The 25,808-nt window shown below is 68.2% G+C and carries 24 protein-coding genes; 7 read left to right on the top strand and 17 right to left on the bottom strand.

Annotated elements, in window-relative coordinates:
• Positions 1-162: 162 nt before the first annotated feature.
• The gene (gene ssb / locus F9K34_RS07115; protein WP_291336217.1) at positions 163-669 is read right to left on the bottom strand and encodes a single-stranded DNA-binding protein; all 507 of its coding nucleotides are present in this window, start codon (positions 667-669) and stop codon (positions 163-165) included.
• A gap of 151 nt (positions 670-820) precedes the next feature.
• On the opposite strand from ssb, the gene F9K34_RS07110 reads away from it, so the two are divergent.
• A complete protein-coding gene (locus tag F9K34_RS07110) occupies positions 821-973 on the top strand; it encodes a hypothetical protein (protein ID WP_291336216.1) in 153 nt (50 codons plus the stop codon).
• A gap of 75 nt (positions 974-1,048) precedes the next feature.
• On the top strand, positions 1,049-1,660 hold the full coding sequence (locus F9K34_RS07105) for a lytic transglycosylase domain-containing protein (protein WP_436405718.1): 612 nt from the start codon (positions 1,049-1,051) through the stop codon (positions 1,658-1,660).
• Here F9K34_RS07105 and F9K34_RS07100 read toward each other — a convergent pair.
• The 14 genes from F9K34_RS07100 to F9K34_RS07035 all read right to left on the bottom strand — a co-directional run bounded on the left by F9K34_RS07100 (position 1,648) and on the right by F9K34_RS07035 (position 19,383).
• Entirely contained in the window at positions 1,648-1,941 is a 294-nt protein-coding gene (locus F9K34_RS07100) for a putative quinol monooxygenase (RefSeq protein WP_291336215.1), read from the bottom strand. The genes F9K34_RS07105 and F9K34_RS07100 overlap by 13 nt on opposite strands.
• A gap of 82 nt (positions 1,942-2,023) precedes the next feature.
• A complete protein-coding gene (locus F9K34_RS07095; protein WP_291336214.1) occupies positions 2,024-2,662 on the bottom strand; it encodes a nucleoside/nucleotide kinase family protein in 639 nt (212 codons plus the stop codon).
• 40 nt (positions 2,663-2,702) lie between these two features.
• On the bottom strand, positions 2,703-3,830 hold the full coding sequence (locus F9K34_RS07090) for an S-(hydroxymethyl)glutathione dehydrogenase/class III alcohol dehydrogenase (RefSeq protein WP_291336213.1): 1,128 nt from the start codon (positions 3,828-3,830) through the stop codon (positions 2,703-2,705).
• A 102-nt stretch (positions 3,831-3,932) separates the two neighbouring features.
• On the bottom strand, positions 3,933-6,326 hold the full coding sequence (gene ppsA / locus F9K34_RS07085) for a phosphoenolpyruvate synthase (RefSeq protein ID WP_291336212.1): 2,394 nt from the start codon (positions 6,324-6,326) through the stop codon (positions 3,933-3,935).
• Between the two features lie 81 nt (positions 6,327-6,407).
• Positions 6,408-7,613, bottom strand: a complete 1,206-nt coding sequence (locus tag F9K34_RS07080) for an ABC transporter permease (RefSeq protein WP_291336211.1) — start codon at positions 7,611-7,613, stop codon at positions 6,408-6,410.
• Entirely contained in the window at positions 7,610-8,329 is a 720-nt protein-coding gene (locus F9K34_RS07075; RefSeq protein WP_291336210.1) for an ABC transporter ATP-binding protein, read from the bottom strand. The genes F9K34_RS07080 and F9K34_RS07075 overlap by 4 nt, the downstream gene beginning before the upstream one ends.
• Before the next feature lies 1 nt (position 8,330).
• A complete protein-coding gene (locus tag F9K34_RS07070) occupies positions 8,331-9,581 on the bottom strand; it encodes an efflux RND transporter periplasmic adaptor subunit (RefSeq protein ID WP_291336209.1) in 1,251 nt (416 codons plus the stop codon).
• A 111-nt stretch (positions 9,582-9,692) separates the two neighbouring features.
• Complete coding sequence (locus F9K34_RS07065) at positions 9,693-10,697, bottom strand: ABC transporter ATP-binding protein (RefSeq protein ID WP_291336208.1); 1,005 nt, start codon at positions 10,695-10,697, stop codon at positions 9,693-9,695.
• The gene (locus F9K34_RS07060) at positions 10,694-11,692 is read right to left on the bottom strand and encodes an ABC transporter ATP-binding protein (RefSeq protein ID WP_291336207.1); all 999 of its coding nucleotides are present in this window, start codon (positions 11,690-11,692) and stop codon (positions 10,694-10,696) included. Before F9K34_RS07060 ends, F9K34_RS07065 begins: the two co-directional genes overlap by 4 nt.
• Positions 11,689-12,840, bottom strand: coding sequence for an ABC transporter permease (locus F9K34_RS07055; protein WP_291336206.1), 1,152 nt, complete (start codon positions 12,838-12,840; stop codon positions 11,689-11,691). The genes F9K34_RS07060 and F9K34_RS07055 overlap by 4 nt, the downstream gene beginning before the upstream one ends.
• 4 nt (positions 12,841-12,844) lie before the next feature.
• Positions 12,845-13,852: an ABC transporter permease gene (locus F9K34_RS07050; RefSeq protein ID WP_291336205.1), complete on the bottom strand. Its 1,008-nt coding sequence runs from the start codon at positions 13,850-13,852 to the stop codon at positions 12,845-12,847.
• A gap of 83 nt (positions 13,853-13,935) precedes the next feature.
• The gene (locus tag F9K34_RS07045) at positions 13,936-15,975 is read right to left on the bottom strand and encodes an ABC transporter substrate-binding protein (RefSeq protein ID WP_291336204.1); all 2,040 of its coding nucleotides are present in this window, start codon (positions 15,973-15,975) and stop codon (positions 13,936-13,938) included.
• A gap of 208 nt (positions 15,976-16,183) precedes the next feature.
• Positions 16,184-17,704, bottom strand: coding sequence for an alkaline phosphatase family protein (locus tag F9K34_RS07040; RefSeq protein ID WP_291336203.1), 1,521 nt, complete (start codon positions 17,702-17,704; stop codon positions 16,184-16,186).
• A 59-nt stretch (positions 17,705-17,763) separates the two neighbouring features.
• Positions 17,764-19,383, bottom strand: coding sequence for an amidohydrolase (locus tag F9K34_RS07035; RefSeq protein WP_291336202.1), 1,620 nt, complete (start codon positions 19,381-19,383; stop codon positions 17,764-17,766).
• A gap of 153 nt (positions 19,384-19,536) precedes the next feature.
• Between F9K34_RS07035 and F9K34_RS07030 the strand changes: the two genes are divergently transcribed.
• The 4 genes from F9K34_RS07030 to F9K34_RS07015 all read left to right on the top strand — a co-directional run bounded on the left by F9K34_RS07030 (position 19,537) and on the right by F9K34_RS07015 (position 23,474).
• Complete coding sequence (locus tag F9K34_RS07030; RefSeq protein ID WP_291336201.1) at positions 19,537-20,631, top strand: ABC transporter substrate-binding protein; 1,095 nt, start codon at positions 19,537-19,539, stop codon at positions 20,629-20,631.
• Positions 20,632-20,752: 121 nt separating this feature from the next.
• Positions 20,753-21,598 carry an ABC transporter permease gene (locus tag F9K34_RS07025; protein ID WP_436405719.1) on the top strand — a complete coding sequence of 282 codons (846 nt, stop codon included), beginning with the start codon at positions 20,753-20,755 and terminating at the stop codon, positions 21,596-21,598.
• 2 nt (positions 21,599-21,600) lie between these two features.
• A complete protein-coding gene (locus F9K34_RS07020) occupies positions 21,601-22,404 on the top strand; it encodes an ABC transporter permease (protein WP_291336200.1) in 804 nt (267 codons plus the stop codon).
• Positions 22,404-23,474, top strand: a complete 1,071-nt coding sequence (locus F9K34_RS07015; RefSeq protein WP_291336199.1) for an ABC transporter ATP-binding protein — start codon at positions 22,404-22,406, stop codon at positions 23,472-23,474. Before F9K34_RS07020 ends, F9K34_RS07015 begins: the two co-directional genes overlap by 1 nt.
• A gap of 3 nt (positions 23,475-23,477) precedes the next feature.
• On the opposite strand, the gene F9K34_RS07010 is transcribed toward F9K34_RS07015, so the two are convergent.
• Together F9K34_RS07010 and F9K34_RS07005 are read right to left on the bottom strand one after the other, a co-directional pair.
• Positions 23,478-24,110, bottom strand: a complete 633-nt coding sequence (locus F9K34_RS07010) for a TetR family transcriptional regulator C-terminal domain-containing protein (RefSeq protein WP_291336198.1) — start codon at positions 24,108-24,110, stop codon at positions 23,478-23,480.
• A gap of 128 nt (positions 24,111-24,238) precedes the next feature.
• Positions 24,239-24,844, bottom strand: a complete 606-nt coding sequence (locus F9K34_RS07005) for a TetR/AcrR family transcriptional regulator (RefSeq protein WP_291336197.1) — start codon at positions 24,842-24,844, stop codon at positions 24,239-24,241.
• 148 nt (positions 24,845-24,992) lie between these two features.
• Here F9K34_RS07005 and F9K34_RS07000 point away from each other — a divergent pair.
• The coding region (locus F9K34_RS07000; protein WP_291336196.1) for a phytoene desaturase family protein at positions 24,993-25,808 on the top strand (816 nt) is incomplete at its 3' end.

The raw sequence follows: 25,808 nt of genomic DNA, 5'->3' as shown, positions 1-25,808 counted from the left end.
CGACGGACGTGCCGGGCGAGGTGGTGGTGCGGCTTCTGGGCGACGCGCTCGCGGGGCGCTGAGACAAGCGCCCGGTGCCGGGCGCCCTCAGCTCGGCGTCCCGGCCTCTGCGTTGCTTCACCTCCCCGGCGGGGCGGGGGCACCGCCCCCGCGTGCGTCGGTTCAGAACGGAATCTCGTCGTCGAGGTCGGGGCGCCCGCCGCCCTGGCCGCCTCCCTGTCCGCCACCGCCCGATCCGCCGCCATAGCCGCCGGAGCCGCCACCGTAGCCGCCGCCGCCGCGGTCGTCGTCATAGCCGCCGCCCGCGCCGCCGCCGTCGCGCCCGTCGAGGAGCGTCAGTTCGCCGCGGAACTGGCGCAGCACGACCTCGGTCGTGTAGCGATCGGCGCCGGACTGGTCCTGCCACTTGCGGGTCTCGAGCTGCCCCTCGACGTAGACCTTGGAACCCTTCTTCAGGTACTGCTCGGCGATCTTGGCGAGGTTCTCGTTGAAGATCGCGACCGAGTGCCATTCGGTCCGCTCCTTGCGCTCGCCCGTGTTGCGGTCGCGCCAGGTTTCCGAGGTGGCGATCCTGAGATTGCAGACCTTGCCGCCGTTCGGGAACGACCGCACCTCCGGATCGCGGCCGAGATTCCCGACCAGAATGACCTTGTTCACCGAACCCGCCATGGCGGACCTCCTCGTCCCGATTCCATTTGCCCCGTTAGAGCATCCGTGCCGGGCCAAGAAAAGCGCTCATGGTTAACATTCGCCTAACCCTTCCTTCCGGGGCTGCACCATCGCCGAGATCGCAGGCCTGCGCGGGTCGGCCGGGGGCACCGTGAAGACGCATCTGAACGCGATCTCCCGCAAGGCCGGCGTGCAGCGGCGATCCCAGCTCGTCAACCTGCTCATCGAGGAGCTTCTGGGCGGGCCGGTCCCGCGGTCCGAGGGGGCGGCGGCACGCACCGGCCCGGCCTCGGCGCGGGCCTGAGGCACCCTGTCGCGGGGCTGGAACGGGACGAAAAATCGGCTATAGTCCCGGCGCGATCGAAACCGCGGGGGACAGATGCGGATTACCTGGGCCTGGCTTCTCGCCGCCGGTCTGGCGGGTGGGTTCGATACCGGCACCGCAATGGCCGAGGGGTTGACGCTGGCGCGATCGGCCTCGGCGGGCTCGCGGCTCGCGCTCTTCCGCAAGCAGACGGCGGTGCTCGATACCCGCGCCTCGGTCCAGTACGATACCTCTGTGCGCCTGACGCCACACGGCAAGACGGCCGCCACGGCGGTATCGCTGCCGCGCTATTCCGGCCGCTACCGCGGCCTCTACCTGGAAGCCGCGCGCGAGGCGGCGCGGCGCCACGGCATCCCCGAGGATCTGTTCCTCAGGCTCGTCCAGCAGGAATCGGGCTGGAACCCGGGCGCGATCTCGCACAAGGGCGCGACCGGGCTCGCGCAGCTGATGCCGGCGACGGCGAGCCGTCTTGGGGTCGATGCGACCGACCCGCACGACAACCTCAACGGCGGGGCGCGCTACCTCAGGATGATGTACGACCGGTTCGGCGACTGGAAACTGGCGCTCGCCGCCTACAACGCCGGGCCCGAGGCGGTGCAGCGGCACGGCGGCATTCCGCCCTATGCCGAGACCAAGGGCTACGTCCGGGCCATCTACGGCAGCTGATCCTCCCCGTCACGGATGACGTAGTCGCGGGGTACGCCTTTCGTCGCGCGCGCCCAGATGGTGTCCGCCGCCCGCGCCTGATGCGCCGTGAAGGCGGCGCGGTCGCGAAAGCTCTCGCTGACGGCAAAGCGGCAGGGGTCGGCGTGCGACCGCCAGACCTCGAACCTGACGCATCCCGGCTCCGCCCGCGTCAGCCGGATGTGTTCGGGCAGGAGCGCCGCGACCCGGTCGGCTTCCTCGAGCGAGCGGCAGAGCAGGAAACCGGAGAGGTAAACAGTCATTTAGGTGCCTGGCGGTTTACTATTTGCCACATGTTGGCCGGTGATGGACGCATAAACTGAAAAAATTCCTTCACGTTTCGAACTATCCGCCCTGTGAGATGACGTAATCCGCCGCGCGGCTCCGCAGCGTGACGGTGCGTCCGTTGGGCAGGTCGTTCTCCTCCAGCTTGCGGGCGATCTCCCCGTCGGACAGTCCGTAGCCCTGCCAGCGCAGGGCAAGCCTTGTGCGCAGCACGTCCTCGGGAACGTCGAGCCGCACGGTCAGCCCGAAGTGCCGGGCGAGGGCGGACCAGGGGGCATCCTTCAGGAGCAGGTAGTTGCCCTCCGCCACGATCACCGGCACCCCGGCCGGGATCAGCCGCGCGCCGGCGCGGGCGATCTCGATGGCGCGGTCGAAGACGGGAACCGCGACGAAAGCCTCGTCGCGCGTCCGGAGACGGGCGAGGCTGTGGTCGAGCCCGCCCACGTCGAACGTGTCCGGCGCGCCCTTCCGCGCCCGCCGACCGAGGGCGTCGAGGACACGGTCGTCGAAGTGGAACCCATCCATCGGCAGGAGGGCCGCGCTGCCCGGATCGCGAGCGTTGAGCCCGTCCACCAATGCCTCCGCAAGCGTCGACTTGCCCGAGCCGGGGGCGCCGGCGATGGCGACCACGGTGCGGCCTCCGCGCGGGAGGCGTCGGAGGCGTTCGAGCAGGCCCGCCGCGTCGATCGTTTCGCCCATCTCTGCCCTGTCCGGCCCGGCCGCCCGGGCCGGATCGCCCTCAGTAGACGACGACCGAACGGATGGACTCGCCGGCGTGCATCAGGTCGAAGCCCCTGTTGATCTCGTCGAGCTTCAGGGTGTGGGTGATCATCGGGTCGATCTCGATCTTGCCCTCCATGTACCAGTCGACGATTTTCGGCACGTCGGTGCGGCCGCGCGCGCCGCCGAAGGCGGTGCCCTTCCACACGCGCCCGGTGACAAGCTGGAAGGGCCGCGTCTGGATCTCCGCGCCGGCCGGCGCCACGCCGATGATGATCGACTGGCCCCAGCCCCGGTGCGTGCATTCCAGCGCGTCGCGCATCACCTTGACGTTGCCGGTGCAGTCGAAGCTGTAGTCCGCGCCGCCGATCTGGTCGAAGGGCGTCTTCGTCAGGTTGACGATTTCCTGGACGACATTGTCGCATTCCTTCGGATTGATGAAATGGGTCATCCCGAAATGTTCGGCCATCGGCACCTTGGCGGGGTTGAGGTCCACCCCGATGATCATGTCGGCGCCGGCAAGCCTCAAGCCCTGGATGACGTTGAGCCCGATGCCGCCCAGGCCGAAGACCACCGCCTTGGCGCCGATCTCCACCTTGGCGGTATTAATCACCGCGCCGATCCCCGTGGTCACGCCGCAGCCGATGTAGCAGATCTTGTCGAAGGGCGCGTCCTCGCGCACCTTGGCGACCGCGATCTCCGGCAGCACCGTGTAGTTCGAGAAGGTCGAGCAGCCCATATAGTGCAGGATCGGATCGCCATCGAGCGTCGAGAAGCGCGAGGTGCCGTCGGGCATCACGCCCTTGCCTTGCGTCGCGCGGATCGAGGTGCAGAGGTTGGTCTTGCGCGAGAGGCACGAGGGGCATTCCCGACATTCCGGCGTGTAGAGCGGGATCACGTGATCGCCCTTCCTTACGCTGGTGACGCCCTCGCCAACCTCGACCACCACGCCCGCGCCCTCGTGCCCGAGGATCGCCGGGAAAAGCCCCTCGGGGTCGGCGCCCGAGAGCGTGAATTCATCGGTATGGCAGATGCCGGTGGCCTTGATCTCCACCATGACCTCGCCCGGGCGCGGCCCGGCGAGGTTCACCTCCATGATCTCAAGGGGCTTGCCCGCCTGGACGGCGACGGCCGCACGTGTCCGCATGATGATCCTCCGTGGCTTTTGCGGCACCACCTTGCACCGTCAGGGGGGCGCTTCGCCAGTCCAAAAGCGGCGCCAGGGCGCGCCGCCACGCCGCGCCGGCGCTCAGGCCATGCCCTCTCCCTCGGCCGCCGCGACATGGCGCTTCACGGCGAGGAAACTGTCGGGCGTGACCGAGATGGAGTCGATCCCCGCCTCCACGAGGATGCGCGCGAAATCGGGGTCGTTGGACGGTGCCTGCCCGCAGAGGCCGACCTTGCAGCCCGCCTTGTGCGCCCGTTCGATCACCGTGCGGATCATCCAGAGCACCGCCGGGTCGCGTTCGCGGAAGAGGGGCGCCAGCGCCTCGCTGTCGCGGTCCACGCCGAGGGTAAGCTGGGTGAGGTCGTTCGAGCCGATCGAGAAGCCGTCGAATCTCTTCGCGAAGTCCTCGGCGAGGATCACGTTCGACGGGATCTCGCACATCACGTAGACCTCGAGCCCGCCCTCGCCGCGCCTGAGACCGTTCGCCGCCATCACCTCCAGCACCCGGTCGGCCTCCTCGGGCGAGCGGCAGAAGGGGATCATCACGATGACGTTGGTGAAGCCCATGTCCTCCCGCAGCCGCCGGATCGCCCGGCATTCCAGCGCGAAGCCGTCGCGGTAGGCGTCGGAGTAGTATCGGGAGGCGCCGCGGAAGCCGATCATCGGGTTTTCCTCGGCCGGCTCGAACTGCCGCCCGCCCAGAAGCTCGGCGTACTCGTTGGTCTTGAAATCGCTCATCCGCACGATGACCGGTGCCGGGAACCACGTCGCGGCGATGCGCGAGAGGCCCATGGCGAGGCTTTCGACGAAATAGTCGGTGCGCTCGGCATGGCCCCGCGTCAGCCGGTCGATCTCGGCCTTCGCGGCCTCGTCCTTCAGCTCGGCGTAGCGGGTGAGCGCCAGAGGATGGACGCGGACCGCGTTGGTGACGACGAACTCCATCCGCGCCAGCCCGACGCCGTCGACCGGCAGCCGCCACCAGCGCGCGGCGGCGGAGGGGTTGGCGAGGTTCAGCATCACCTTCGTCCGCGTCTCGGGCACGGCATCGAGCCTTATGTCCTCGACCGTCACTTCGGCGGTGCCGCCATAGACGAATCCCTCCTCGCCCTCGGCGCAGGACACCGTCACCTCCTGCCCGTCATGGAGGACGTGCGTGGCGTTTCCGGTGCCCACGATGGCCGGAAGGCCAAGCTCCCGGCTGACGATGGCGGCGTGCGAGGTGCGCCCGCCGTGGTCGGTCACGATGGCGGCGGCGCGCTTCATCACCGGCACCCAGTCGGGATCGGTGGTGGAGGTGACCAGAACGGCGCCGTCGACGAAGCGGTCGATCTCGGCGGCGGAGTTCAATAGGCAGACCTCGCCCGTCGCCACCGCCTCGCCGACGCTGAGGCCGGTCGCGAGCAGCGGTCCCTTGGCCGCCACGCTGTAGCTGCGGAAGGCCGCCGCCCCGGCGCGCGACTTCACCGTCTCGGGCCGGGCCTGCACGATGTAGAGCGCGCCCGTCTCGCCGTCCTTCGCCCATTCCATGTCCATCGGCTGGCCATAGTGGTCCTCGATCACCGCAGCCTGGCGGGCGAGGGCAAGGATTTCGGCGTCGGAGAGCACGAAGGATTCCCGCTCGGCCTTCGATGTGGGCACGTTGCGCGTCGGCCGGGCCGCGCCCTTGGCGTAGATCATCTTCTGTTCCTTCGCGCCCAGCGTCTTGGCGAGAATGGGCGTCAGGCCCGCGCGCGCGAGGAAGGGCTTGTAGACCTGGTATTCGTCGGGATCGACGGCGCCCTGCACGACGTTCTCGCCCAGCCCCCAGGCGGCGTTGATCAGCACCACCTTGTCGAAGCCCGATTCCGTGTCGATGGAGAACATCACGCCCGAACCGCCGAGGTCGGAGCGCACCATCAGCTGCACGCCGACCGAGAGCGCGACCTTCTCGTGCACGAAACCCTTCAGCGTCCGGTAGGTGATCGCCCTGTCGGTGTAGAGCGAGGCGAAGCAGCGCCGGCAGGCGTCGAGGAGCGCGCGCTCGCCCGCGACGTTCAGGAACGTCTCCTGCTGGCCCGCGAAGCTCGCGTCCGGCAGGTCCTCGGCCGTGGCGGAGGAGCGGACGGCGACGGCGGGGTTGTCCTTGCCGGTGCGGCGGGCAAGCTCGCCATAGGCCGAGCGGATTTCCGCGGCGATCGCCTCGGGCCAGTCGGCGCCCGAGATGGCCTCGCGGATCGCCCGACCGGTGGCAGCAAGGTCCGCCCGGCCGGCCTCGAGGGCTCCGAGCCGATCGCGGATCACGGCGTCGAGCCGGTTCGCGGCCAGGAAGGCGCGGAAGGCGCCGGCGGTGGTGGCGAAGCCCTCGGGCACGCGGATGCCCCTCGGCGTCAGGGCCTGCGTCATCTCGCCGAGCGAGGCGTTCTTGCCGCCGACGAGCGCCACGTCGCCGCGTGCGACCTTGTCGAACCAGATCAGAGACTCTTGACGGGCCGACATGCGCACCTCCCTCGGCTGACCCGGGCAGGATCGCCCATCGCCGCCGCGGGGCCTTTGATCTCGGTCAAGGGCCGGGCCGGGTCACTGGTAGCGCAGCGCCTCGATCGGGTCGAGCCGGGCGGCGGAGCGGGCGGGGAAAAAGCCGAAGACGACACCGACGAAGGCCGAGAAGACGAAGGCCAGAAGGATGACCGAGAGGCTCGGGGCGAAGGGGATCGCCATGAACTGCGCCGCGACATAGGCCAGCGCCAGCCCGAGAAGGATGCCGATGAGCCCGCCGATGAGCGAAAGCACCACCGCCTCGATCAGGAACTGCATCAGCACCTGCCGCGCCTGCGCGCCGACGGCAAGGCGGATGCCGATCTCGCGCGTGCGCTCGGTCACCGAGACAAGCATGATGTTCATGATCCCGATGCCGCCGACCAGAAGGCTCACCGCCGCGACGGCCGAGAGCAGCCCGGTCAGCACGTTGTTGATGCCCGTCAGCATCGAGGAAATCTCCGCCATGTCGGTGACGGAGAAATCGTCGTCCTCGCCGATGCCGATGCGCCGGCGTTCGCGCATCAGCGCCTCGATCTCGCGGATGCCGCGGGCGGTGGTGACGCCCGGGGCAAGCGCGACGCGGATCGAGGAGACGTCGGTCGTGCCGGTCACCCGCCGCTGCAGCATCCGGATCGGCACGATGATCGTGTCGTCCTGGTCCTGGCCGAAGGTGGAGGCGCCCTTCACCTGCAGGAGCCCGACGACCTCGCAAGAAACCGACCGCAGGCGAATCGATTCCCCGGTCGGGTCGGTGTTGCCGAAGAGTTTCTGGCGCAGGGTCTCGCCGATCAGGCAGGCCGCCGCGCCGGAGCGTTCCTCGGGGTCGGTGAAGCCGCGGCCGCGCACGACCGACCAGTTCAGGACGTCGAGGTAGCTCGTGTCCGTCCCGGTGACGAGCGTCGTCGCATTGGCATTGCCGTAGACGGCGGTGAGGGTGGAGGAGGACACGGGCGCCGCCGCCGCGACGGCCGAGAGCGCGTTCAGCGCCTCGGCGTCGGCAAGGCGGAACTCGGGCGCGTCGTCGCGCGCGCCGGGCCCCATCATCGCGCGTCCCGGGCGCAGGATGAGCACGTTCGTGCCGAGGCTCGCGACGCTTGCCGTCACCTGGTCGGAGGACCCCTGGCCGATCGTGACCATGGCGATGACGGCGGCGACACCGATGACGACGCCGAGCACGGTCAGGAAGGAGCGGAGCGCGTTGCGCAGGATCGCCTGGAGCGCGAGGCGCACGGTTTCCCAGATCATCGCGCGGCCCTCCGCGCCGGCATCGCGCGGTCGGAGGCGACGCGACCGTCGATGAAGGTCACGAGCCGTCCCGCGTGGGCGGCCATGTCCTCCTCGTGCGTGACCATGACGATGGTGATGCCATCCTCTCGGTTGAGCCGCACGAGCAGTTCCATGATCTCGCGCGAGCGGGTCGTGTCGAGGTTTCCCGTGGGCTCGTCGGCAAGGATGACCTCCGGATCGCCGGCGAGCGCGCGGGCGATGGCGACGCGCTGCTGCTGGCCGCCGGAAAGCTCCGACGGGTCGTGATGCTCGCGGCCCTGCAGCCCGACCTTGGCCAGCGCCTCGGCGGCGCGGGCGGCGCGTTCGGCGCGGCCCATGCCCTTGTAGATCAGCGGAAGCTCGACGTTTTCCTGTGCCGAGGTGCGCGCGAGGAGGTTGAAGCCCTGGAAGACGAAGCCGAGGTAGTGGCGGCGGATGAGCGCGCGCTGGTCGCGGTTCAGCTCCGACACGTCCTGTCCCTCGAAGAGATAGGTCCCCTCCGTCGGCCGGTCGAGAAAACCGATGATGTTCATGGCGGTGGACTTGCCCGATCCCGAGGGCCCCATGATCGCGATGAACTCGCTCCGTCGGATCGTCAGGTCCACCCCGTCGAGCGCGCGCACCTCGGCCTCGCCCGTGCCGTAGGTGCGGCGGATGCCGCGGAACTCGATGATCGGTGCGCCGGAAGAGGCCATGTCACTTCGCCTCGATCCGGTCGGTGACCACCTCGTCGCCCTCGGCGAGCCCGGCGGAGAGGATGACGGTGCGCTTGCCGTCGCTTTGGCCGGTCTCGACCGCGACCTTCTCGGGCGTGCCGTCGCGCAGCACCCAGACGGCGCGGCCGCTCGCCGTTCCCGCGCCGTTCGCGCCCGGCCGGCGCGGCATGATGAGGCCGAGAAGCCCGCTGCCGCCACCGCCGCTGTCGCCGGCCGCCTGCGGAGGCGCATAGCGCAGCGCCGCGTTCGGGACCTGCAGCGCGTCGGCGACCACGGCCACGGTGACCGTCGCCGTCGCGGTCATGCCCGGGCGCAGGGCTAGGTCGGTGTTGTCCACGGCGAGGATCGCCTTGTAGGTCACCACGCCCTCGGTCGTCTCGGGCGCATAGCGCACCTCGGTGATGGTCGCGGCGAAACCGCGGCCGGGATAGGCCTCGACCGTGAAGCGCGCGGCGTTGCCGACCGCGACCTTGCCGATGTCGGCCTCGTCCACGTCCACCCGCAGTTCCATCTCGGCGAGGTCCTCGGCGATGACGAAGAGCGTGGGCGCGTTGAGCGAGGAGGCTACGATCTTGCCTGCGTCCGCCGCCCGGTCGAGCACGATCCCCTTCACGGGCGAACGGATCACGGTCTTGTCGAGGTCCGAGCGCACCGAGGAGAGGGCCGCCTCGGCCAGCGTCACGTCCGCCCGCGCGATCTCGAGCGCCGCCTTCGCGCCCTTGTAGGTCGCCTCGTAGCCGAGAAAATCGAGCCGCGATGTCGTGCCGAGCCGGTCGAGCGCGCCCCGCGCCTCGTAGTTCGACTGCGCCTGATCGAGCGCCGCCTGCGCCTGATCCACGCGCGCCTTCGCGGCGATGAGCGCGCCTTCGGCGTTCGTCACCTGCGCGCGGAGCTTGGTGTCGTCCAGCCGGGCGAGAACGTCGCCGGCATCGACCCGGTCGTTGTAGTCGGCCTCGACGGCGACGAGCGTGCCGGAAAGTTCCGAGGATACCTCGACCTGCCGCGTTGGCTTCACGGTGCCGGTGGCGACGACGGTAACGGTGAGGGCGCCTCGTGTGACCGGCTCGGTGACGTAGCTGACGCTCGTCCCGGTGCCCCGTGCGAGCCACCACCAGCTGCCGCCCGCGGCAAGCGCCAGGAGGACCAGCGCGGCCGTGATCCACCGCCATGCCCGCCGCCCGCCGCTGCCCCGGGCGATGATCGAGGAAAGATCCTGGGTGCGGTCGGTCATCTGACGAGCCCTCCTTCCGGCCCCGCCGGGTTAGGGCAGTCCGTGCGCCTTTGCCTTGACACGGATCATGTGCCGGTTTCCGCCGCGCCCGCCGCGAAGGGCCCCGTGGCCTCAGGCCGCCCGCTCGTCCAGAAGCTCGCGCCAGCGGTGGCAGGCGACCTCGTGCCCGTCGCCGGGATGCTCCAGCGCCGGCTCGTCGGTCTTGCAGCGGGCGATCGCATGGGGGCAGCGGGTGTGGAACTTGCAGCCGGGCGGTTGGTTCGTAGGCGAGGGGATCTCGCCCGTGAGCTTCTGTCCGCGGCCGCGGTCGTCGGGGTCGAGCGAGGGAATCGCCGAGAAGAGCGCCTTGGTATAGGGATGGCGCGGGGCGGCGAAGAGCCGCCGCGTCGGCGCGCTTTCGACAAGGCGGCCGAGATACATCACCGCCACCTGGTCGCAGGTATGCGCGACGACCGACAGGTCATGGCTGATGAACAGGAAGGTGATCTGAAGATCGCGCTGCAACTCCTTCAGAAGGTTCAGAACATCGGCCTGGATGGACACGTCGAGCGCCGCCACGCTTTCGTCGGCGACGATGAACTTCGGCCCCGAGACGAGGGCGCGGGCGATGGAGATGCGCTGGCGCTGCCCGCCCGAGAAGGCGTGCGGGAAGCGGCGCAGGTGTTCGAGGTTCAGCCGGCACTTCGCCGCGATGGCGCGGACGCGGGTATCGGTCTCCTCTCGGGTCTTCGTCAGGCCCATCACTTCCAGCGGCTCGGCGATGATGTCGCGCACGGTCATCCGCGGGCTGAGCGCGGCGTAGGGGTCCTGGAAGATCAGTTGCGCGCGCTTGCGGTAGTCCTTCAGCGCGGGCCCCGAGAGCGTCGTCAGGTCGTAGTCAACCTCGCCGTCGCGGAAGCGTGCCGTGCCGCCTGTCATCGGCACCGCCTTGAGAAGCGCCCGGCCGAGCGTCGTCTTGCCCGATCCCGACTCCCCGACGAGCCCGAAGAAGGAGCCCTTGCGGATGTCGAGACTGACATGGTCGACCGCCTTCAGCAGCGACTTGCCGAAGAACCCGGACCCGGTCCGGAACCCCACCGAGAGGTCGCTTGTGGAAATCAGCGGCGCATCGGTCATGCGGCCCCTCCCGGCGGATAGAGATGGCAGGCGACGCGGTGGGTCGCATCGACCCGCGTGTCCCCCGGCAGCGCCGTCCGGCAGACCCCGCCGAGGAGCTTCGGGCAGCGGGTGTGGAAGACGCAGCCGGCCGGGCGTTCGAGCGGCGAGGGGATGTCGCCCGCGACCGGCGTCAGCGGCGCGTCGAGGTCGTCGAGCTTCGGCAGCGCGGCGATCAGGCCCTGGGTATAGGGGTGCTTGGGGTTGCGGATCACCTCGCGCACCGGGCCTTCCTCGATCAGCCGGCCAAGATACATCACGCTGATCTTGTCGACCGTCTGGGCGATGACCCCGAGGTCATGGGTGATGAAGACGATGCCCATGTGGAACTCGTTCACGAGGTCCTTCATGAGGTCGATCACCTGCGCCTGGATCGTCACGTCGAGCGCAGTCGTCGGTTCGTCGGCGATGAGGAGCTTCGGTTTCGTGGACAGCGCCATGGCGATCATCGCCCGCTGGCGCATGCCCCCCGAAAGCTCGAACGCATACTGGTCGAACCGCCGTGCGGGGTCGGAGATGCCGACGCGGTCGAGCATCTCGACCGAGATCTCACGCGCGCGCGCCTTCGACATGTCGCCGTGGAGCTGGAGCTGTTCCACCATCTGCTTGCCGATGGTGATGGCCGGCGCGAAGCTCGCCATCGGCTCCTGGAAGATCATGGAGATGGCGCCGCCGCGGACGACCTTCAGATCGCGCGCTGTCTTCAGCTTCAGGACCTCGACCGGGCCGGTCTCGGTGTGAAGGGTGATGCGGCTGCCCTCGCCATAGACGGCGTTGCGGGCGTTGAGGCTCATCAGCGCCTTGGCCGTGACCGACTTGCCCGACCCCGACTCGCCCACGAGGCCCATGACCTCGCCCTTGCCCAGCGTGAAGGACACGTCCTCCACCGCCGTCACGAGGCCCTCGTCGGTGCGGAAGCGGATGGTCAGGTTACGGACCTCGATCAGCGCCGTCATTTCTTCGTGTCCGAATAGGGGTCCGCCGCGTCCCTGAGGCCGTCGCCGACGAAGACGAAGGCGAGGACGAGCGCCACGAAGAAGATCACCGGGATGAAATACCACTGGTAGTTCAGAAGGACGTCGGCCTTGGACACGTTCTGCATCAGCGCGCCGAGCGAGTTCACCGGGTCCTTGAGCCCGAGGCCGATGAAGGAAAGCGCGGTCTCGGAGCGGACCATGTAGGGAAAGGAGATCATCAGGTCGACGATGATGTAGGAGGTGAAGGAGGGCAGCAGGTGGCGGCGGATGACATGGCCCGCCGAGGCGCCGCAAAGTTCGGCCGCGAGCACGTATTCCTGCGTCCGTTCGGTCAGCAGGTGGGTGCGGATGCGCCGGGCGAGCGTCGGCCAGCCGATCAGCCCGAGGATGATCGAGATGAAGAAGAACCGCGTCTCGGACGACCAGTGGTCGGGCATGAAGGCCGCGAGCGCCATGAAGAGCGGGATCGACGGCACCGTGCGGATCGCGTCGGTGACCATCTGCAGGACCGAGTCGATCCAGCCGCCGAAATAGCCGGCCACCCCTCCTATGATGAGCGCCAGCACGAAGGAGATGAGGACGCCGAGCGTGCCGACGGCGAGCGAGGTCCAGATCGCGTGGAGGGTGCGGCTGAAGATGTCCTTGCCGGAGGCATCCGTGCCGAAGAGGTGGATCTTGCCGTCACCGTCCACGCCGAAGAGGTGCAGGTCTCCCGGGATCACCCTGAGGATGCGGTACTCCCACCCCTCGACGAAGAAGCGCATGTAGAGCCGCTTCTCGCGGTTCTCGGTCACCACCCAGCGGAAGTTGGTCTTGATCGAGCGTTCGCGTTCGGTCGCGTAGATGAAGGGGCGGAAGGAAAAGCCGTTCTCGTCCCAGAACTTCGGAAGCTGCGGCGCGCCGTTCTCGTAGTTCTCGTCGCGCCCGGCGATGGTCGGGTCGTAGGGCGACAGGAACGGCGCGAAGATGCCCATCATGATCATCAGGACGAGCGCCCAGGCGGCGATCATCGCGGTGCGGTTGCCCTTGAAACGCGCCCAGATGAGCTGACCCTGCGAGGCGGTGAAGTAGGCCTCCTTGGCCTTCTGGTCGACGCCGGCCGGAAGTGTTTCGCTCGGTACCGACATGCGCCTATCCCATCATGCCGCGCCGGACGCGCGGGTCGATCAGGGCGAGCAGGATGTCGGTGACGAAGTTCAGCGCCACGATGCTCGCCGTGAGAAGGAAGATGATCGCGCCCGCCAGCTGCTGGTCGTTGGAGCGCGCGAGGCTCTCGAAGAGCAGCGCCCCCGCCTCGGTCAGGGTCAGGATCAGCGCCACGATCGGCAATTCGTTGAAGATGCGGTTGAGGTCAAAGCCGAGCGAGTTGATCACCGGCCCCAGCGAATGCTTGGCCGGGTAGCGCCAGAGCAGTGTCGCCCCCGATACCCCGCGCGCCGCGGCGGCGGTGACATAGAGCTTGCCGATCTCGTCCAGCATCAGCGCCCGCACCGTCTGCAGCGCGAAGGCCGTGGCCGACCAGCCGAGGATGAAGACCGGCAGCCAGGCGCGGCTGAGGAAGTCGCCGAACTTGGCCCAGCTCCAGGCCGCGTCGCGGTATTCCTTCGAGAAGAGCCCGGTCAGGCTGTCGCCGAAGAGGACGGTGGACAGGAGCATGATGATCAGCGCCAGAAGGAAGTTCGGCAGCGCCAGGCCGAGATAGGAGATCAGGCGCAGGGAGTTGTTGGTGACCGCGCTGGTCGAACTCGCCGTGATGATGCCGACCGGCACCGCGATCGCGTAGGACAGGATCAGCGCCGCCAGGCAGATGCCGAGCGAGATCCAGAACTTGTCGGCGAGAAGCTGGTTGATGTCGAGCCTGAGGATGCAGCTGTCGCCGAACTCGCCGTGGACGAAGACGTTGTAGACCCAGCTTCCCCAACGGACCGGGAACGGCCGGTCGAGGCCGAGCCGCCGTTCCTCCGCCTCGATGTCGGCAAGGGTGATCTGCGAGCCTTGTGTATTCTTGAAGGCCAGGTAGCGTTCCGCACAGGTGCCGGGCACCAGCTCCATCAACGTGAAAACGATGAGCGAGACGGTCAGCAGCGTAATCAGCGCGAGCACGGCGCGGGTCAACGCGAACTGTGCGAACTGGGCCATGTCGGCGGTCCTGTCTGTGAGATCGGGCCTGCGGACCGGGGCGGCGCACCGCCCCGGCCGGCTGTCAGACGCAGGTCACGACATCATTCGTCGAGCCACCACTGGGCGCCCCGGTAGGGGTAGGTCCGGTAGTATTCGTAGGACGCGGTCTTGAACTCCGGGAAGTTCTTCAGCGCATTGCGGTGATAGATCGGGTCCGGTGTCAGGGCCGTTCCGATGAAGAGCAGGTTCCCGGTCATGTTCTCGACCATCCGGTTGGCGATGGCCTTGAACTCGTCGGTGCCTGACGGCGTCGACTGCAGCGCGTTGATGTCGGCGATGAGCGCCTTGACGTAGTCCGGCGGCTCCACCCCGGCCGATCCGTTCGAGTCCACCCACTCGGCCCAGAGCATCGCGGTGCGGTGGCCGAAGTAGTTCTCGAAGGGCGGTACCCAGAGCTCGTTGTTGCCGAGGATGATGCCGACCGGCTGGCCCTTTTCCCACAGGCCGACGTCAAGCTGGTTGGACGACTGCGCCGAGCGGTATTCGTCCGGCGTGATCTCCTTCACGGTGGTGTTGATGCCGACTGCCGCCCAGTCCTGCGCCACGAGTTCGACGACCTGGCCCGCGATGCCCTGGGTGGCGAACTGCAGGTTCAGCACCAGGGGAGCGCCCGAGGGCAGGTCGCGGTAGCCGTCGCCGTCCTTGTCGACGACGCCAACCTCATCGAGCAGCGCCTTGGCGCCTTCGGGATCGTGCTCGGTCGCGAAGGTCTTCCATTTGGCGTCGATGTAGTCGGGCAGCGGCGAGAAGCCGGTGTACTGCTGGATCGCGCCTTCCCCGAAATAGGCGGTCCCGTTCAGCGCCTCACGGTTGAGCGCAACCGACATCGCCTTGCGGAAGCGCAGGTCGCCGAAGACGGCGCGCTTCTCCTCGTCGGCCGAGGTCACGTTGAAGGAGATCGCGTGCATCGCGATCTTCGGCTTGAGCTGGATCGTGTAGCCGCCCTTCTCCTGGTTCTCCAGCAAGAGGGGCGCGTCCGACAGTTGCAGCGACTGCGACTTGTAGTCCGCCTCGCCGTTGACCAGCTTCAGGAGCCGCACTTCCTGGTCGTTGGCGAAGACCTCGTCCTGCTCGTTGATGTAGGGCAGCTGCTGGCCCGTCGTGTCGACCATGTAGAAGTACGGGTTGGCAACGAAATGGCGGCCCTCGGTGGTCTCCCGAACGACGATGTGGCTCTCGAGCGTCGGCGCCGCATCCTTCGGCAGCTTGTCGAGCTTGTCCGGCGAGTTCAGCATCGGCGTGCCGGTGTCCATCCAGTCGGAGTTGCCGTAGTAGGCCTTGATCGCATCGTAGCCGTCGGCATAGCCCATCGACTGGGCGAGCGCGTCGGCATCGGGGTTGATCGCGGGATGGAACTGGCCGAGGAAGTGCTTGGGCTGGAAGCCCTGGCCGAAATGGGTGGCGAAGTGGGCCAGAAGGCCGGGCTTCGGCGCCGGCAGCTTGAAGATCACGGTCTCGTCGTCCGGCGTCTCCACCGTCATCGGCTGGCTGGCGACTGTGACGTAATCCTTCGGCTTCTCGTTGATCTTGGGATCGAGCGCCAGGTTGTCATACCAGAACTTCACGTCGGCGGAGGTGAAGGGCGCGCCGTCCGACCACTTGTGGCCCTTGCGCAGCTTGAACGTCAGCTCGGTGTAATCCGCGTTCCATTCCCAGCTTTTCGCCACGTTCGGCACGATCGTCTCGAGGTCGTCGGAATAGCGCACGAGGTTGACGTGGCGCACCGACATGAAGTCCGAGGTGCCCGCCTCGTTGGCGTTCGACAGCCCGTCGAGCGTGCCGCCGTACTTTCCGACCGAGTCGTAGGGCACGACCACCAGCGGCTCCTCCGGCAGCCGCTCGGCCACCGGCGGCAGGTCCGGGTTGCCCTTGATCTGGCTGTTGAAGCCGGCAATGCCGGGATTTTCGCCGAACTCCATCGTGCAGCCGGCGGCGGTCTGGAACTCGGCCAGCTCGTACTGCTGCGGGAAGGCGCCGGCCGCGATGCCGCCCATGTCGGCGACGGTGATGCCGGGGCAGTTTGCGAGAGCGGCCAGCGGCAGGACAGCCAGCGAAACGCTCGAAAGCAGTAGTTTTCTCATGTTCTCTCCTGTTGTCGGACCAGTTGGATTCGGATCGACTTCTTGGCGCCACGTTAGGATGCCCCGGCGCGTTGGGGTCTTGTTGCGTGCAAGCGGAGTCAGATTTGTGACAGTCCCCCCCGGGTTCCGATCTTGGTGCCGGCCACCGAAACAGGTCAACGAAAATCGAACAGGACGTTTCATCGAAAAGGTGCTTGGAAGGATAGTTTCAGCGGCCCTGGCAACGGGGAACCACCGCCAGGCCGGCCGGCGTGACCATCGTCCGGGCGAAGCGCCCGTTGGCGTGGCGCATCCGGTGATCGAGCATCGCCCGGCTCATCTCCAGGAGCGTCGGGGCCGCGGCCGGGTCGCCCGCGACGTCCCGCATCTCGCCCGCGGCGCGGTGATCGAAGAGGAGGGGCGGCAGCCCGCCGTTGAAATGGACGAGCGTGTGCGTCGGCCCGCGCAGGATGGCGAGGTTCGCCGCCTCGGCCGGCAGGCCGAGCGCCTCCTGCGCGAGGGTCGGCGTCACCGGGTCGCCGAAGTCGAGTTCGGAGAAGCTGTAGCGCCGCCAGTCCGGCGGGGTCTCGCCGGAGAGGAAGGGCCTGAGGCTGCGCCCGTCCATCGTGTGGGGAATGTCGAGCCCGAGGCAGTCGAGGATCGTCGGCGTCACGTCCACCGCCTCGGTCGGCAGATCGACCTGGGCGCCGCGCAGGGGCGCGTCCGGATCGCGGATGACGAGGGCGGTATGATAGGCGGCGTCGTAGAACGTCGACTTGCCCCAGACATGGTGGTCGCCCAGCATCTCGCCATGGTCGGCCGTCACCACGATCAGCGTCCGGTCGTAGAGGCCGCGCGCCTTCAGGTGGCCGACGATACGGCCGAGGTGATCGTCAACCTCGGTCGCCAGGCCGAGGTAGATCGCCCGCAGGGTCTGGACGTTCGCGTCGGTGGGCGCGAGGTCGGGGAAACCTTCCACGGTGCCCGCCGCCGGGTTCTTGGCGTGCGAGGAGGCGATGAAGGGATGGCGCGCGCGCTCTTCCGCGACGGTGCCGGCGCGCACCGGCAGGGGCAGGGCGGCCGGGTCGTACATCCGGTTGTAGGGCGCCGGCGCGACGAAGGGCGGATGGGGGCGGATGTAGGTCAGGTGGACGAACCAGCCCTCGGGCCTGACCCGGATCGCGTCCAGCGCGCAGTCGGTGAGGAAGGCGGTGTCGCTGTCCTCGGCGCGGTAGAGCGCGGGGTCGTCGAGGCGGGGACCGGCGGGGCGGAAGATCGCCGGGTAGGGCGGCACCTCGTAGCCCTTCGCCGCGAGATGCGCGCGCCAGGGCCAGCTCTGCTCCAGCCGCATCTCCACCGCCTCGACGAAGCCGGGCATGACCTCTTCGTAGCTTTTCAGCATCGGATCGCCCGGCGGCAGGGTGCGGGGGTCGCGGGTCGTGTCGGTGTAGCCGAAGAGAAGCGGCAGCCAGCCCGCCTTGCGGACCTCGGTGGCGAGGTTCGGCAGGTCGTCGGGCAGGGGCGTGCCGTTCCTGGTCGCCCGGTGGTTCATCGCGTATTGCCCGGTCAGGATCGACGCGCGCGACGGCCCGCAGGGGTTCACGACGGAGTAGTGGCGGCGGAAGGTGACGCCATCGGCCATGAGCGCGCGCAGGTTGGGCAGCGCCACATGCGCCGCGAGGGCGCCGAAGACGCAGTCGGCGCGGAGCTGGTCGATGACGACGAAAAGGACGTTCTCGGCCCGGGCCATGGCGATTCCTCCCTGGGATCGGGCAGAGGAAACAGGAGGCCCGAGGCGTGCGCAAGAGATCAGGCGCTCCAGACCTCGCGGCCGGCGAGGAGCGTGAGCAGCACCCTGGTGTCGCCGATGTCATAGGGGCTGCAGGCGTAGATGTCGCGGTCGAGCAGGATGAGGTCGGCCCATTTGCCGGGCGAGAGAGAGCCCGTCGCCGTCTGCCGCCAGCCGGCGGTCGCGGCATTGACGGTGTAGCCCTCGACGCATTCCGCGAGCGTCAGCCGTTCCTCGGGAATGAAGACCGGATGGTCGCCCTCCTTCCTCGGCGGCTGCCGGGTGATCGCGGTCTCGATGATCTCGAACGGGTTCAGGGTGGAGACGGTCCAGTCGCTGGAAAGGGCCAGGAGCGCGCCGGCGTCGCGCAGGCTGCGGAAGGCGTAGATCCAGCGGGCGCGCTCCGGTCCGACCATCGGCACGGCGACATCGGTGACCGAGGGCTCGGCCCGCGCCCAGAGGGGCTGGATATTGGCGACGACCCCGAGTTCGGCGAAGCGGGGAATGTCGGCCGGGTCGATGCACTGGACATGGGCGATCTGGTGGAAGGCGGGCCAGGGCGCGTTCGCGGCGCGCGCCGCCGCGATCCCGTCGAGCGCCGCGCGCACGGCAAGGTCGCCGATCGCGTGGACGTGGATCTGGAACCGCGCCGCGTCGAAGGCCACGAACATGTCGTTGATCTGATTGGGGGAAAACATCAGGGGGGCATTGCCGCCCGGCGCGTCCGAATAGGGTTCGATCATCGCCGCGGTGCGGTTCTCGATCACCCCGTCGAGGAAGAACTTCGCCGAATGGATGCGGAACATCTCGGACTGGCATTCGCGCCGCAGCTTCTCCACGCGGGCGACCGCGCCCGCGGTCGTCTCCGAAGCGTCGATCCGCGCGGTGGCGAGGATTCGCGCGGTCAGTGCCTCCGCCGCCACCAGCCGGCGGTAGACCCGCGCGTGGCGTTCGTCCACCGAGGCGTCGAGAAGTCCGGTCAGCCCGTGCGCGTTCGCATGGGCCTGGGCAAAACGGACGCCCTCGGCGAACTCCGCGTCGGAGGGCGCAGGCTTGCGGTCGTCGACCCAGGCCGTGGCGCGTTCGTAGAGAAGGCCGGTCGGGTTGCCCTTGGCGTCCTTCACGAAATGACCGTTCTCGGGATCGGGTGTCGCGGCGGTGAGGCCGACCCGGGCGATGGCCGCCGAGTTGATGCAGCCGTTGTGGCCGTCGGAGGCCATGATCATGCAGGGCCGGTCGGGCACCGCCGCATCCAGCACCTGCCGGTTCAGGTTGTGTTCGCCGAAGACGCCGGAATAGTAGAAGCCGCCGTAGACCCACTCCCGGTCATGGCTTGCCGCGAACGCACGCAGGGTCGCCTGCAACTCGGCGACCGTTCGGGCCTCGGAGAGGTCGGCACTCTCGGCGTAGTGCTGGCCGCCGTCCTGGACGTGCAGGTGCGTGTCGTGGAACCCCGGCAACACCAGCCGCCCGCCCGCGTCGATGACCTTGGTGCCCGTGGCGGCGAGCGCGCGGATGTCGCCGTCGCTCCCCAGCGCCGCCACCCGCCCGCGGCGGACGGCGAGCGCGCTCACCCTGGGGAAATGCGGGTCCATCGTGCGGATGTCGGCGTTGATCAGGACGAGCTCGGGCGGGGTCATGGCGGCTCCTGTTCGGGTCACGGGGCCGGGACGGCCCTTGTTGCCGGATCGTATTATTTCCTTTGCGCTTCGCAAAACGGTGTTAAGATTTTTCAGGCCCAAGGGCCAACGGGGAGAAAAAAGCGAATGCAACGCATTAAATTCATTGACAGAATGGCGTCTGGCCGGGTCTCGCGGCGGCAGATGATGCAGGCGGCGGGTGCCTTCGGAGTCGGCGCGCTCGTGTTGCCGAGACGGTCCGTCGCGGCCGAAGTGCTCACCTGCCTGGAGTGGGGCGGCTATGATTCGCCGGACTATTTCCAGCCCTATGTGGCGAAGTACGGCGCGCAGCCCAACTTCTCCATCTTCGCCGGCGAGGAGGACGCGCTGGCCAAGGTGCTGGCGGGCTTCGCGGCCGATGTCATGCACCCCTGCAACTACTCGGTCGCCCGCTTCGTCAACGCCGGTGTGGCAAAGGAGATCGACACCGCGCGGCTCAGCCACTGGGCCGACGTCTTCCCCTCCCTCCAGGCGGCCGAGGGCGTGGTCATGGATGGCAAGGTGGTCATGGCGCCGGCCGACTGGGGCAATTCCTCCATCGCCTACCGGCCCGACCTGATGCCGCCGGAATTCGCCCAGAACCCGACCTGGGCGATCTTCTACGACGAGGAATACGCCGGCCGTGTTGCCATGACCGACAACGAGATGGCCATCGTCATCGGCGCCATGGTGGGCGGCATGCCCTATGACGAGGCCTACAAGCTCGAAGGCGCGGCGCTGGAGGCGGCGGCCAAGGAATGGGGCACGAAGGCCGTCAACACCGCGAAGTTCCTCTGGAACGACTCGTCGGAGGTGCAGCAGGCGATGGCCTCGGGCGAGATCGTCGCGGCCTATGCCTGGAACGACCTCGTGGCCAACCTGCGGGCCGAAGGGATCCCGGTCGAACTCGCCGCGCCGAAGGAGGGGATGTTCACCTGGTTCTGCGGGCTCACGCTCCTCAATACCGGCAAGGCGGACGAACAGGCGGCCTACGACTTCATCGACGCCTGGCTTTCCCCGGAAACCGGCAAGGCGCTCATCGAGGGGTCGGGCTACGGCCACGCAAACATCAAGGCCTTCGAGATCGCCGACCCGCAGGCGGTGGCCAACATGGGCATCACCGATCCGGTCGAGATGATGAAGAACACCATCGTCTTCAAGACGCCGACCGACGCGGTGCAGGAGGGATTCAACAAGGTCTGGGCCGACACGAAGGCGCTGAAATACTGACGCTGCCGTGACGGACACCGCCGCTTCCGACCCGCTGGCCCCGGCGCGCGACCGCGAGGTCCTGCGCCGGCGGCTCAGGGGCTACGGGCTGCTCTCGCCGGCCCTTTCGGTGACCATCGCCATGCTGGCGCTGCCGATGGCGGCGCTCTTCCTTCTCAGCTTCTGGACGCAGTCGGGGTTCGAGCTCGACCGGACGCCGACGCTCGCCAACTACGCCGAGCTGGTCCGGCCCTCGGCCGAGCCGACGGTCTGGTTCGGGATTCCCTTCCACCTCGCCTATCCGGTGCCGGCGATCCTGATGGTGAAGTCGCTGGTGATGTCGCTGATGGCGACGCTCGCCGTCATCGCGCTGGCCTATCCGATGGCCTACTTCCTCGCCTTCCGCGTCCACCGGCACAAGGCGCTCTGGATCATCCTCATCACCGTCCCGTTCTGGACCAGCTACCTGCTCCGGGTCTTTGCCTGGAAAGTTGTCCTCGGCTTCAACGGCGCCATCAACTCCGGCCTGAAAACGCTTGGAATCATTGATGAACCCCTCGAGTTCCTGCTTTACAATCCCGGTGCCGTGGTGATTACGCTCGCCCATTCCTGGGTCGCCTTCGCGATCCTGCCGATCTATGTCTCGCTGGAGAAGATCGACCGCTCGCTCCTCGAGGCGGCGTCCGACCTCGGCGACAGCCGGTGGCAAAGGTTCCGGCGCGTGACGCTGCCGCTCTCGGCCCCGGGCACGGTGGCCGCGGCACTCCTCGTCTTCATTCCGACGGTGGGCGACTACGTGACGCCGACGCTCGTCGGCGGGCCCGGCGGCACGATGATCGGCAACCTCGTGCAGGACCTGTTCCTCAAGCAGAACAACGCCCCCCTCGGTGCTGCCGTCGCGATCACGATGATGGGGATCATCGCGGTTCTCGTGGCGCTCTTCCTCTGGGCGATCGGCTACGCCCGCATCCGGTCGCGGAGGCTTTGACGATGCGGGGAAAGTTCAATATTCTCTGGGTTTACGCGGGCTTCTTCATCATCTTCCTCTATGGCCCGGTGCTCCTGATGCCGGTCTTCGCGCTGAACGACGGGACCTTCGCGACCTTTCCGCTGAAGGGCTTCACGCTGAAGAACTTCGCGGCGATGGCCGCAAATACCTCGATGATCCTCGCCTTCCAGAACAGCCTGAAGATCGCGGTCTTCGTCGCCGTCCTCTCGACCGCGCTGGCCATTCCCGCCGCGCTCGCGCTCACCCGCTTCCGCCTGCCGGGCGGGGCCGCGATCCAGAGCTTCATGATGCTTCCGCTCGTCATCCCCTCGATCGTCATCGCGGTGGCGCTCCTCGTGATCATCCTGAAGATCCTCGGCATCGGTCTCTCGCTCTTCACCGTCGCGGCCGGGCACGTCATCGTCTGCCTGCCGTTCTGCATCTCGGTCCTCATGTCGCGGCTCGAGGGCTTCGACCCGAGCCTGGAGGAAGCGTCACGCGATCTCGGCTGCGGCGCCTGGACCACCTTCTGGCGGCTCACCTTCCCGCTGGCGCTGCCCGGCGTGATCTCCAGCCTCCTGATGGGGTTCATCATTTCCTTCGACGAGTTCGTCATCGCCTTCTTCCTGACCGGCACCGAGACGACGCTGCCGGTCTATCTCTTCAGCCAGCTGCGCTTCCCGAACAAGCTGCCGGGCGTGCTCGCGCTCGGCTCGCTGATCCTCGTCGGCTCCGCCCTGCTCGTGATCGCCGCCGAGGTGATCCGCAAGCGGGGCGTGGCCTCCAGCAATCCCGGAGACTTCTGATGAACCCTGCGACCCCGATCATCGAGCTCAGGGAGGTCGAGAAGCGCTTCGGCGCGCTGACCGTGCTGCGGCAGATCAATTTCGACATCGCGCGGGGCGAGTTCTTCTCGCTGCTCGGGCCGTCGGGCTGCGGCAAGACCACGCTCCTGCGCATCCTCGCGGGGATCGAGCAGCCCTCGTCCGGCACGCTCCTGATCGACGGCCAGCCGATGGCCGGCGTGCCCGCGAACCGGCGGCCGACGAACATGGTATTCCAGAGCTACGCAATCTTTCCGCACTTGAACGTGGAAGAGAACATCGGCTACGGGCTGCGGAACCAGCCGCTGTCGAAGGCCGAGGCGCAGGCACGGGTGGCGGAGGCGCTGAGCCTCGTGAAGCTCGACGGTCTCGGGACGCGCAACGCCCACCAGCTTTCCGGCGGCCAGCGCCAGCGCGTGGCGCTGGCCCGCGCGCTCGTCTGCCGGCCCAAGGTCCTCCTGCTCGACGAGCCGCTCTCGGCGCTCGACAAGAAGCTGAGGGAGGAGATGCAGCTGGAACTCAGGGCGCTGCAGCGGACCGTCGGCATCACCTTCGTCTTCGTCACCCACGACCAGGAAGAGGCGCTGACGCTGTCGGACCGGATCGCCATCATGGCGGAAGGCCAGGTCATGCAGCTCGACACCCCGCGCGGGCTCTACGAGCGGCCCGCCAACCGGCGGGTTGCGGAGTTCGTCGGCACCATGAACCTGGTCCCCGGGCGGCTGTGCGGGGGGCGGCTCGATGCCGGCGCACTCGGCGCCTTCGCCGGCAGCATGGTCGGCGTCCTGCCGGAGGGGGCCGAGGCCTTCCTCGCGCTGCGCCCCGAGAAGCTCGTGCTGCACCCCGGCGCCGGGTCCGGAGGAAACCCGTCCCTCGCGGGCCGCGTCACGGAGGCCGCCTACCTGGGCGACCGCATCCACTACCAGGTGACGGCGGAGGGGCTCGACCGGCCGCTTTCGGTGTCGGTCAACAACGTCGCGGAGGGCTTCGGCCTCGGCACGCCGGTCACGCTGTCCTGGGCCGAGGGAGCGGGGCTCATCCTCGGCCCCTGAGGTTCAGGCGAAGTGCCGGGGAAAGAAGGCGCGCGCCATGTGCAGGACGACCGCGCGCGCCGCGTCGCGGTCAAACCGGTCGGGGTAGAGGTGGAAATCGCTCCAGAGCCCTTCCAGCACCGCGAGGAAGGCCATGGCGGCAAGGGTCGGATCGACCGAGGGGTAGGGGCCCGCCGCCGCGAGTTCGGTGCAGATCGCCGTGAACGCCGCCTGAAGGCGCGCGTCGCGGCTGTCGATGAAGGGCATGTAGGCGGGTGAGGTCTGCGCCTCGCCGCGGAAGGCGGTCCAGACGGCCATGACGCGGCGATTGAGAACGGCGTCGTCGAAATCCGCGGCGATGAGGGCGCGGAGCCGGTCCTCCGGCCGCGGTCCCGCCGCCGCCATCGCCGCCTGCCAATGGGCCCCGTAGGCCTCGGAAAAGTGCCGCACCACTTCCACGAGCAGATTGGCCTTGCTCCCGAAATGCAGGTTGACCATCCCGCGCGAAAGTCCCGCGCGCTCGAGGATGCGGCTGACCGAGACATTCGCCAGCCCGTGGTCGAGGATGGCGTCCGCCGTGGCCTCGATGAGCACCCGCCGGTGGCGCTCCTTCGTCGCGTCGCGAGCCCTGCGCGGCCCGGCGTCCCTGCTTGCCATGCCCGGCTTCCTTTTCCTGGGCCCGGGCACAGGAATCGCCCAGTGTGCGGCGATTGGCAAGCGCCGTGACCGGGGGCGCCGCCCCCGGGGCTCTTGCAGGTTCTGCGGGCCGACCGTGTCCTGCCGCGTCAGATGCGATGGGCGAGCGAGGGCAGGAGGAGACGTAGGTGGCCGAGCGCGAGGTCGCGCGCCCCGCTGCGCGAGAGGCGCTTGCCGTAGATGTGAAGTTGCAGCCAGAGCCCGTCGGTCATCGCGTCGATGGCATTGGCCAGAAGCGTGGGATCGGGCGTGCCGTAGCGGGCGGCGAGTGCCTCGCAGGCCGCGACCATGGCGCGGTATCGGGTTTCCTCGGCCGCCTCGCAGATCTCGCTGTAGAGCGGCTGGGCCCCGGCCTCGCCCCAGAAGGCGAACCAGAGGGCAAGTTTCCGGCGGCTGCAGACGGCGGCGCCGAAGTCGGCCCTGACGAGACCGAGGATCCGGTCGAGCGGGTCCGCCTCCGCCAGCGCCGGCTCCCAGGCGGCACGGTATTCCGCCGAAAGGCGGCGGAGGGTCTCGGTCAGGAGCCCGTCCTTGGTCTTGAAGTGGAAGACCAGCACGCCCTGCGACACGCCCGCGCCCTTGGCCACCGTGGCGAGCGTGGTGCCGGAAAGGCCGTGCGTCGCCACGGAATCGACCACCGCGTCGATGATCCGCGCCTGCGTGCGGCGCGAGGTGGGTGAAACCTTGTCGTCCACGGCGTAAGTTCCGTCCTGACCTTCCCCCGATGTAGTCCCGCGCCCGGCGCCGCGAAAGCATTTTCTGACTGAGCGCTCATATATTATTTTGACTGATCACTCAGAATGCTGCTAGCCTCGGCGCGAGGAGTCGGGGGGGGGGAGCGCGATGAAATACGACGCCATCGTCGTCGGGGCAGGGCACAACGGGCTGACCACGGCCTGTTTCCTCGCCCGCGCCGGGCTGAAGGTTCTCGTCGTCGAGAAGAACGACTATGTGGGCGGCGCGGCGGTCAGTAGGGAACTGACGCCGGGCTGGACCTATTCGAACTGCTCCTATGTCTGCTCGCTTCTCAGGCCCGAGATCATCCGGGCGCTGGAGCTGCCGAAGCACGGGTTGCAGGTCATTCCCTACGAGAGCGGTGCCACGTTCAACTCGACGGGCGAACATTTCAACTATGCCTCGGATCATGACGCGCTCAGGCGCGAGCTGATCCGCCACGATCCGCGCGACGCGGACGGCTACGAGCGGTATTCCCGCGCGGTGATGAAACAGTGCCGCTTCATCAAGCCCTTGCTCCTGCGCACGGCACCGGACCCGACATCGTTCCGGCCGCGCGACATCTCGGAGCTTCTCTACATCGGCCGCCGCTTCCACGGTCTCGGCGAACGCGACATGGCCGAGACGGTGCGGTTCTGGACGCTTTCGATCGCCGAGTTCCTTGACGAGCACCTGCACTCGGACATCGTCAAGGCGCATCTCGCCGGGTCGGGCATCATCGGCACCGGGCTCGGCCCCTATTCGCCGGGGACGGCCTATGTGCTTCTCCATCACTACATGGGCGAGGTGGACGGCTCCATCGGCGCCTGGGGCTTCGCGCGCGGAGGCATGGGCGCAATCACCCGGGCGATGGCCGCGAGCTTCCGCGCCGCGGGCGGCGAGATCCGCACCGGCTCCGGCCTCGACCGGTTCCTGGTGAGGGGG

It is taken from the genome of Albidovulum sp. (assembly GCF_008933605.1).
Lineage (GTDB): Bacteria > Pseudomonadota > Alphaproteobacteria > Rhodobacterales > Rhodobacteraceae > Albidovulum.
The sequence above is the reverse complement of the archived record's forward strand: the minus strand, read 5'-3'. Positions and strand labels throughout refer to the sequence as shown.

Bases quoted from the DNA above. Each gene is read 5' to 3' on its own strand.
- F9K34_RS07100 (WP_291336215.1), bottom strand. From the start codon at position 1,941: ATGACTGTTTACCTCTCCGGTTTCCTGCTCTGCCGCTCGCTCGAGGAA.
- F9K34_RS07055 (WP_291336206.1), bottom strand. From the start codon at position 12,840: ATGTCGGTACCGAGCGAAACACTTCCGGCCGGCGTCGACCAGAAGGCC.
- F9K34_RS07095 (WP_291336214.1), bottom strand. From the start codon at position 2,662: ATGGGCGAAACGATCGACGCGGCGGGCCTGCTCGAACGCCTCCGACGC.
- F9K34_RS07090 (WP_291336213.1), bottom strand. From the start codon at position 3,830: ATGCGGACACGTGCGGCCGTCGCCGTCCAGGCGGGCAAGCCCCTTGAG.
- F9K34_RS07105 (WP_436405718.1), top strand. From the start codon at position 1,049: ATGCGGATTACCTGGGCCTGGCTTCTCGCCGCCGGTCTGGCGGGTGGG.
- F9K34_RS07040 (WP_291336203.1), bottom strand. From the start codon at position 17,704: ATGGCCCGGGCCGAGAACGTCCTTTTCGTCGTCATCGACCAGCTCCGC.
- F9K34_RS07030 (WP_291336201.1), top strand. From the start codon at position 19,537: ATGGCGTCTGGCCGGGTCTCGCGGCGGCAGATGATGCAGGCGGCGGGT.
- ppsA (WP_291336212.1), bottom strand. From the start codon at position 6,326: ATGTCGGCCCGTCAAGAGTCTCTGATCTGGTTCGACAAGGTCGCACGC.
- F9K34_RS07015 (WP_291336199.1), top strand. From the start codon at position 22,404: ATGAACCCTGCGACCCCGATCATCGAGCTCAGGGAGGTCGAGAAGCGC.
- F9K34_RS07020 (WP_291336200.1), top strand. From the start codon at position 21,601: ATGCGGGGAAAGTTCAATATTCTCTGGGTTTACGCGGGCTTCTTCATC.
- F9K34_RS07035 (WP_291336202.1), bottom strand. From the start codon at position 19,383: ATGACCCCGCCCGAGCTCGTCCTGATCAACGCCGACATCCGCACGATG.
- F9K34_RS07025 (WP_436405719.1), top strand. From the start codon at position 20,753: ATGCTGGCGCTGCCGATGGCGGCGCTCTTCCTTCTCAGCTTCTGGACG.
- F9K34_RS07065 (WP_291336208.1), bottom strand. From the start codon at position 10,697: ATGACCGATGCGCCGCTGATTTCCACAAGCGACCTCTCGGTGGGGTTC.
- F9K34_RS07010 (WP_291336198.1), bottom strand. From the start codon at position 24,110: ATGGCAAGCAGGGACGCCGGGCCGCGCAGGGCTCGCGACGCGACGAAG.
- F9K34_RS07070 (WP_291336209.1), bottom strand. From the start codon at position 9,581: ATGACCGACCGCACCCAGGATCTTTCCTCGATCATCGCCCGGGGCAGC.
- ssb (WP_291336217.1), bottom strand. From the start codon at position 669: ATGGCGGGTTCGGTGAACAAGGTCATTCTGGTCGGGAATCTCGGCCGC.
- F9K34_RS07045 (WP_291336204.1), bottom strand. From the start codon at position 15,975: ATGAGAAAACTACTGCTTTCGAGCGTTTCGCTGGCTGTCCTGCCGCTG.
- F9K34_RS07075 (WP_291336210.1), bottom strand. From the start codon at position 8,329: ATGGCCTCTTCCGGCGCACCGATCATCGAGTTCCGCGGCATCCGCCGC.
- F9K34_RS07080 (WP_291336211.1), bottom strand. From the start codon at position 7,613: ATGATCTGGGAAACCGTGCGCCTCGCGCTCCAGGCGATCCTGCGCAAC.
- F9K34_RS07050 (WP_291336205.1), bottom strand. From the start codon at position 13,852: ATGGCCCAGTTCGCACAGTTCGCGTTGACCCGCGCCGTGCTCGCGCTG.
- F9K34_RS07060 (WP_291336207.1), bottom strand. From the start codon at position 11,692: ATGACGGCGCTGATCGAGGTCCGTAACCTGACCATCCGCTTCCGCACC.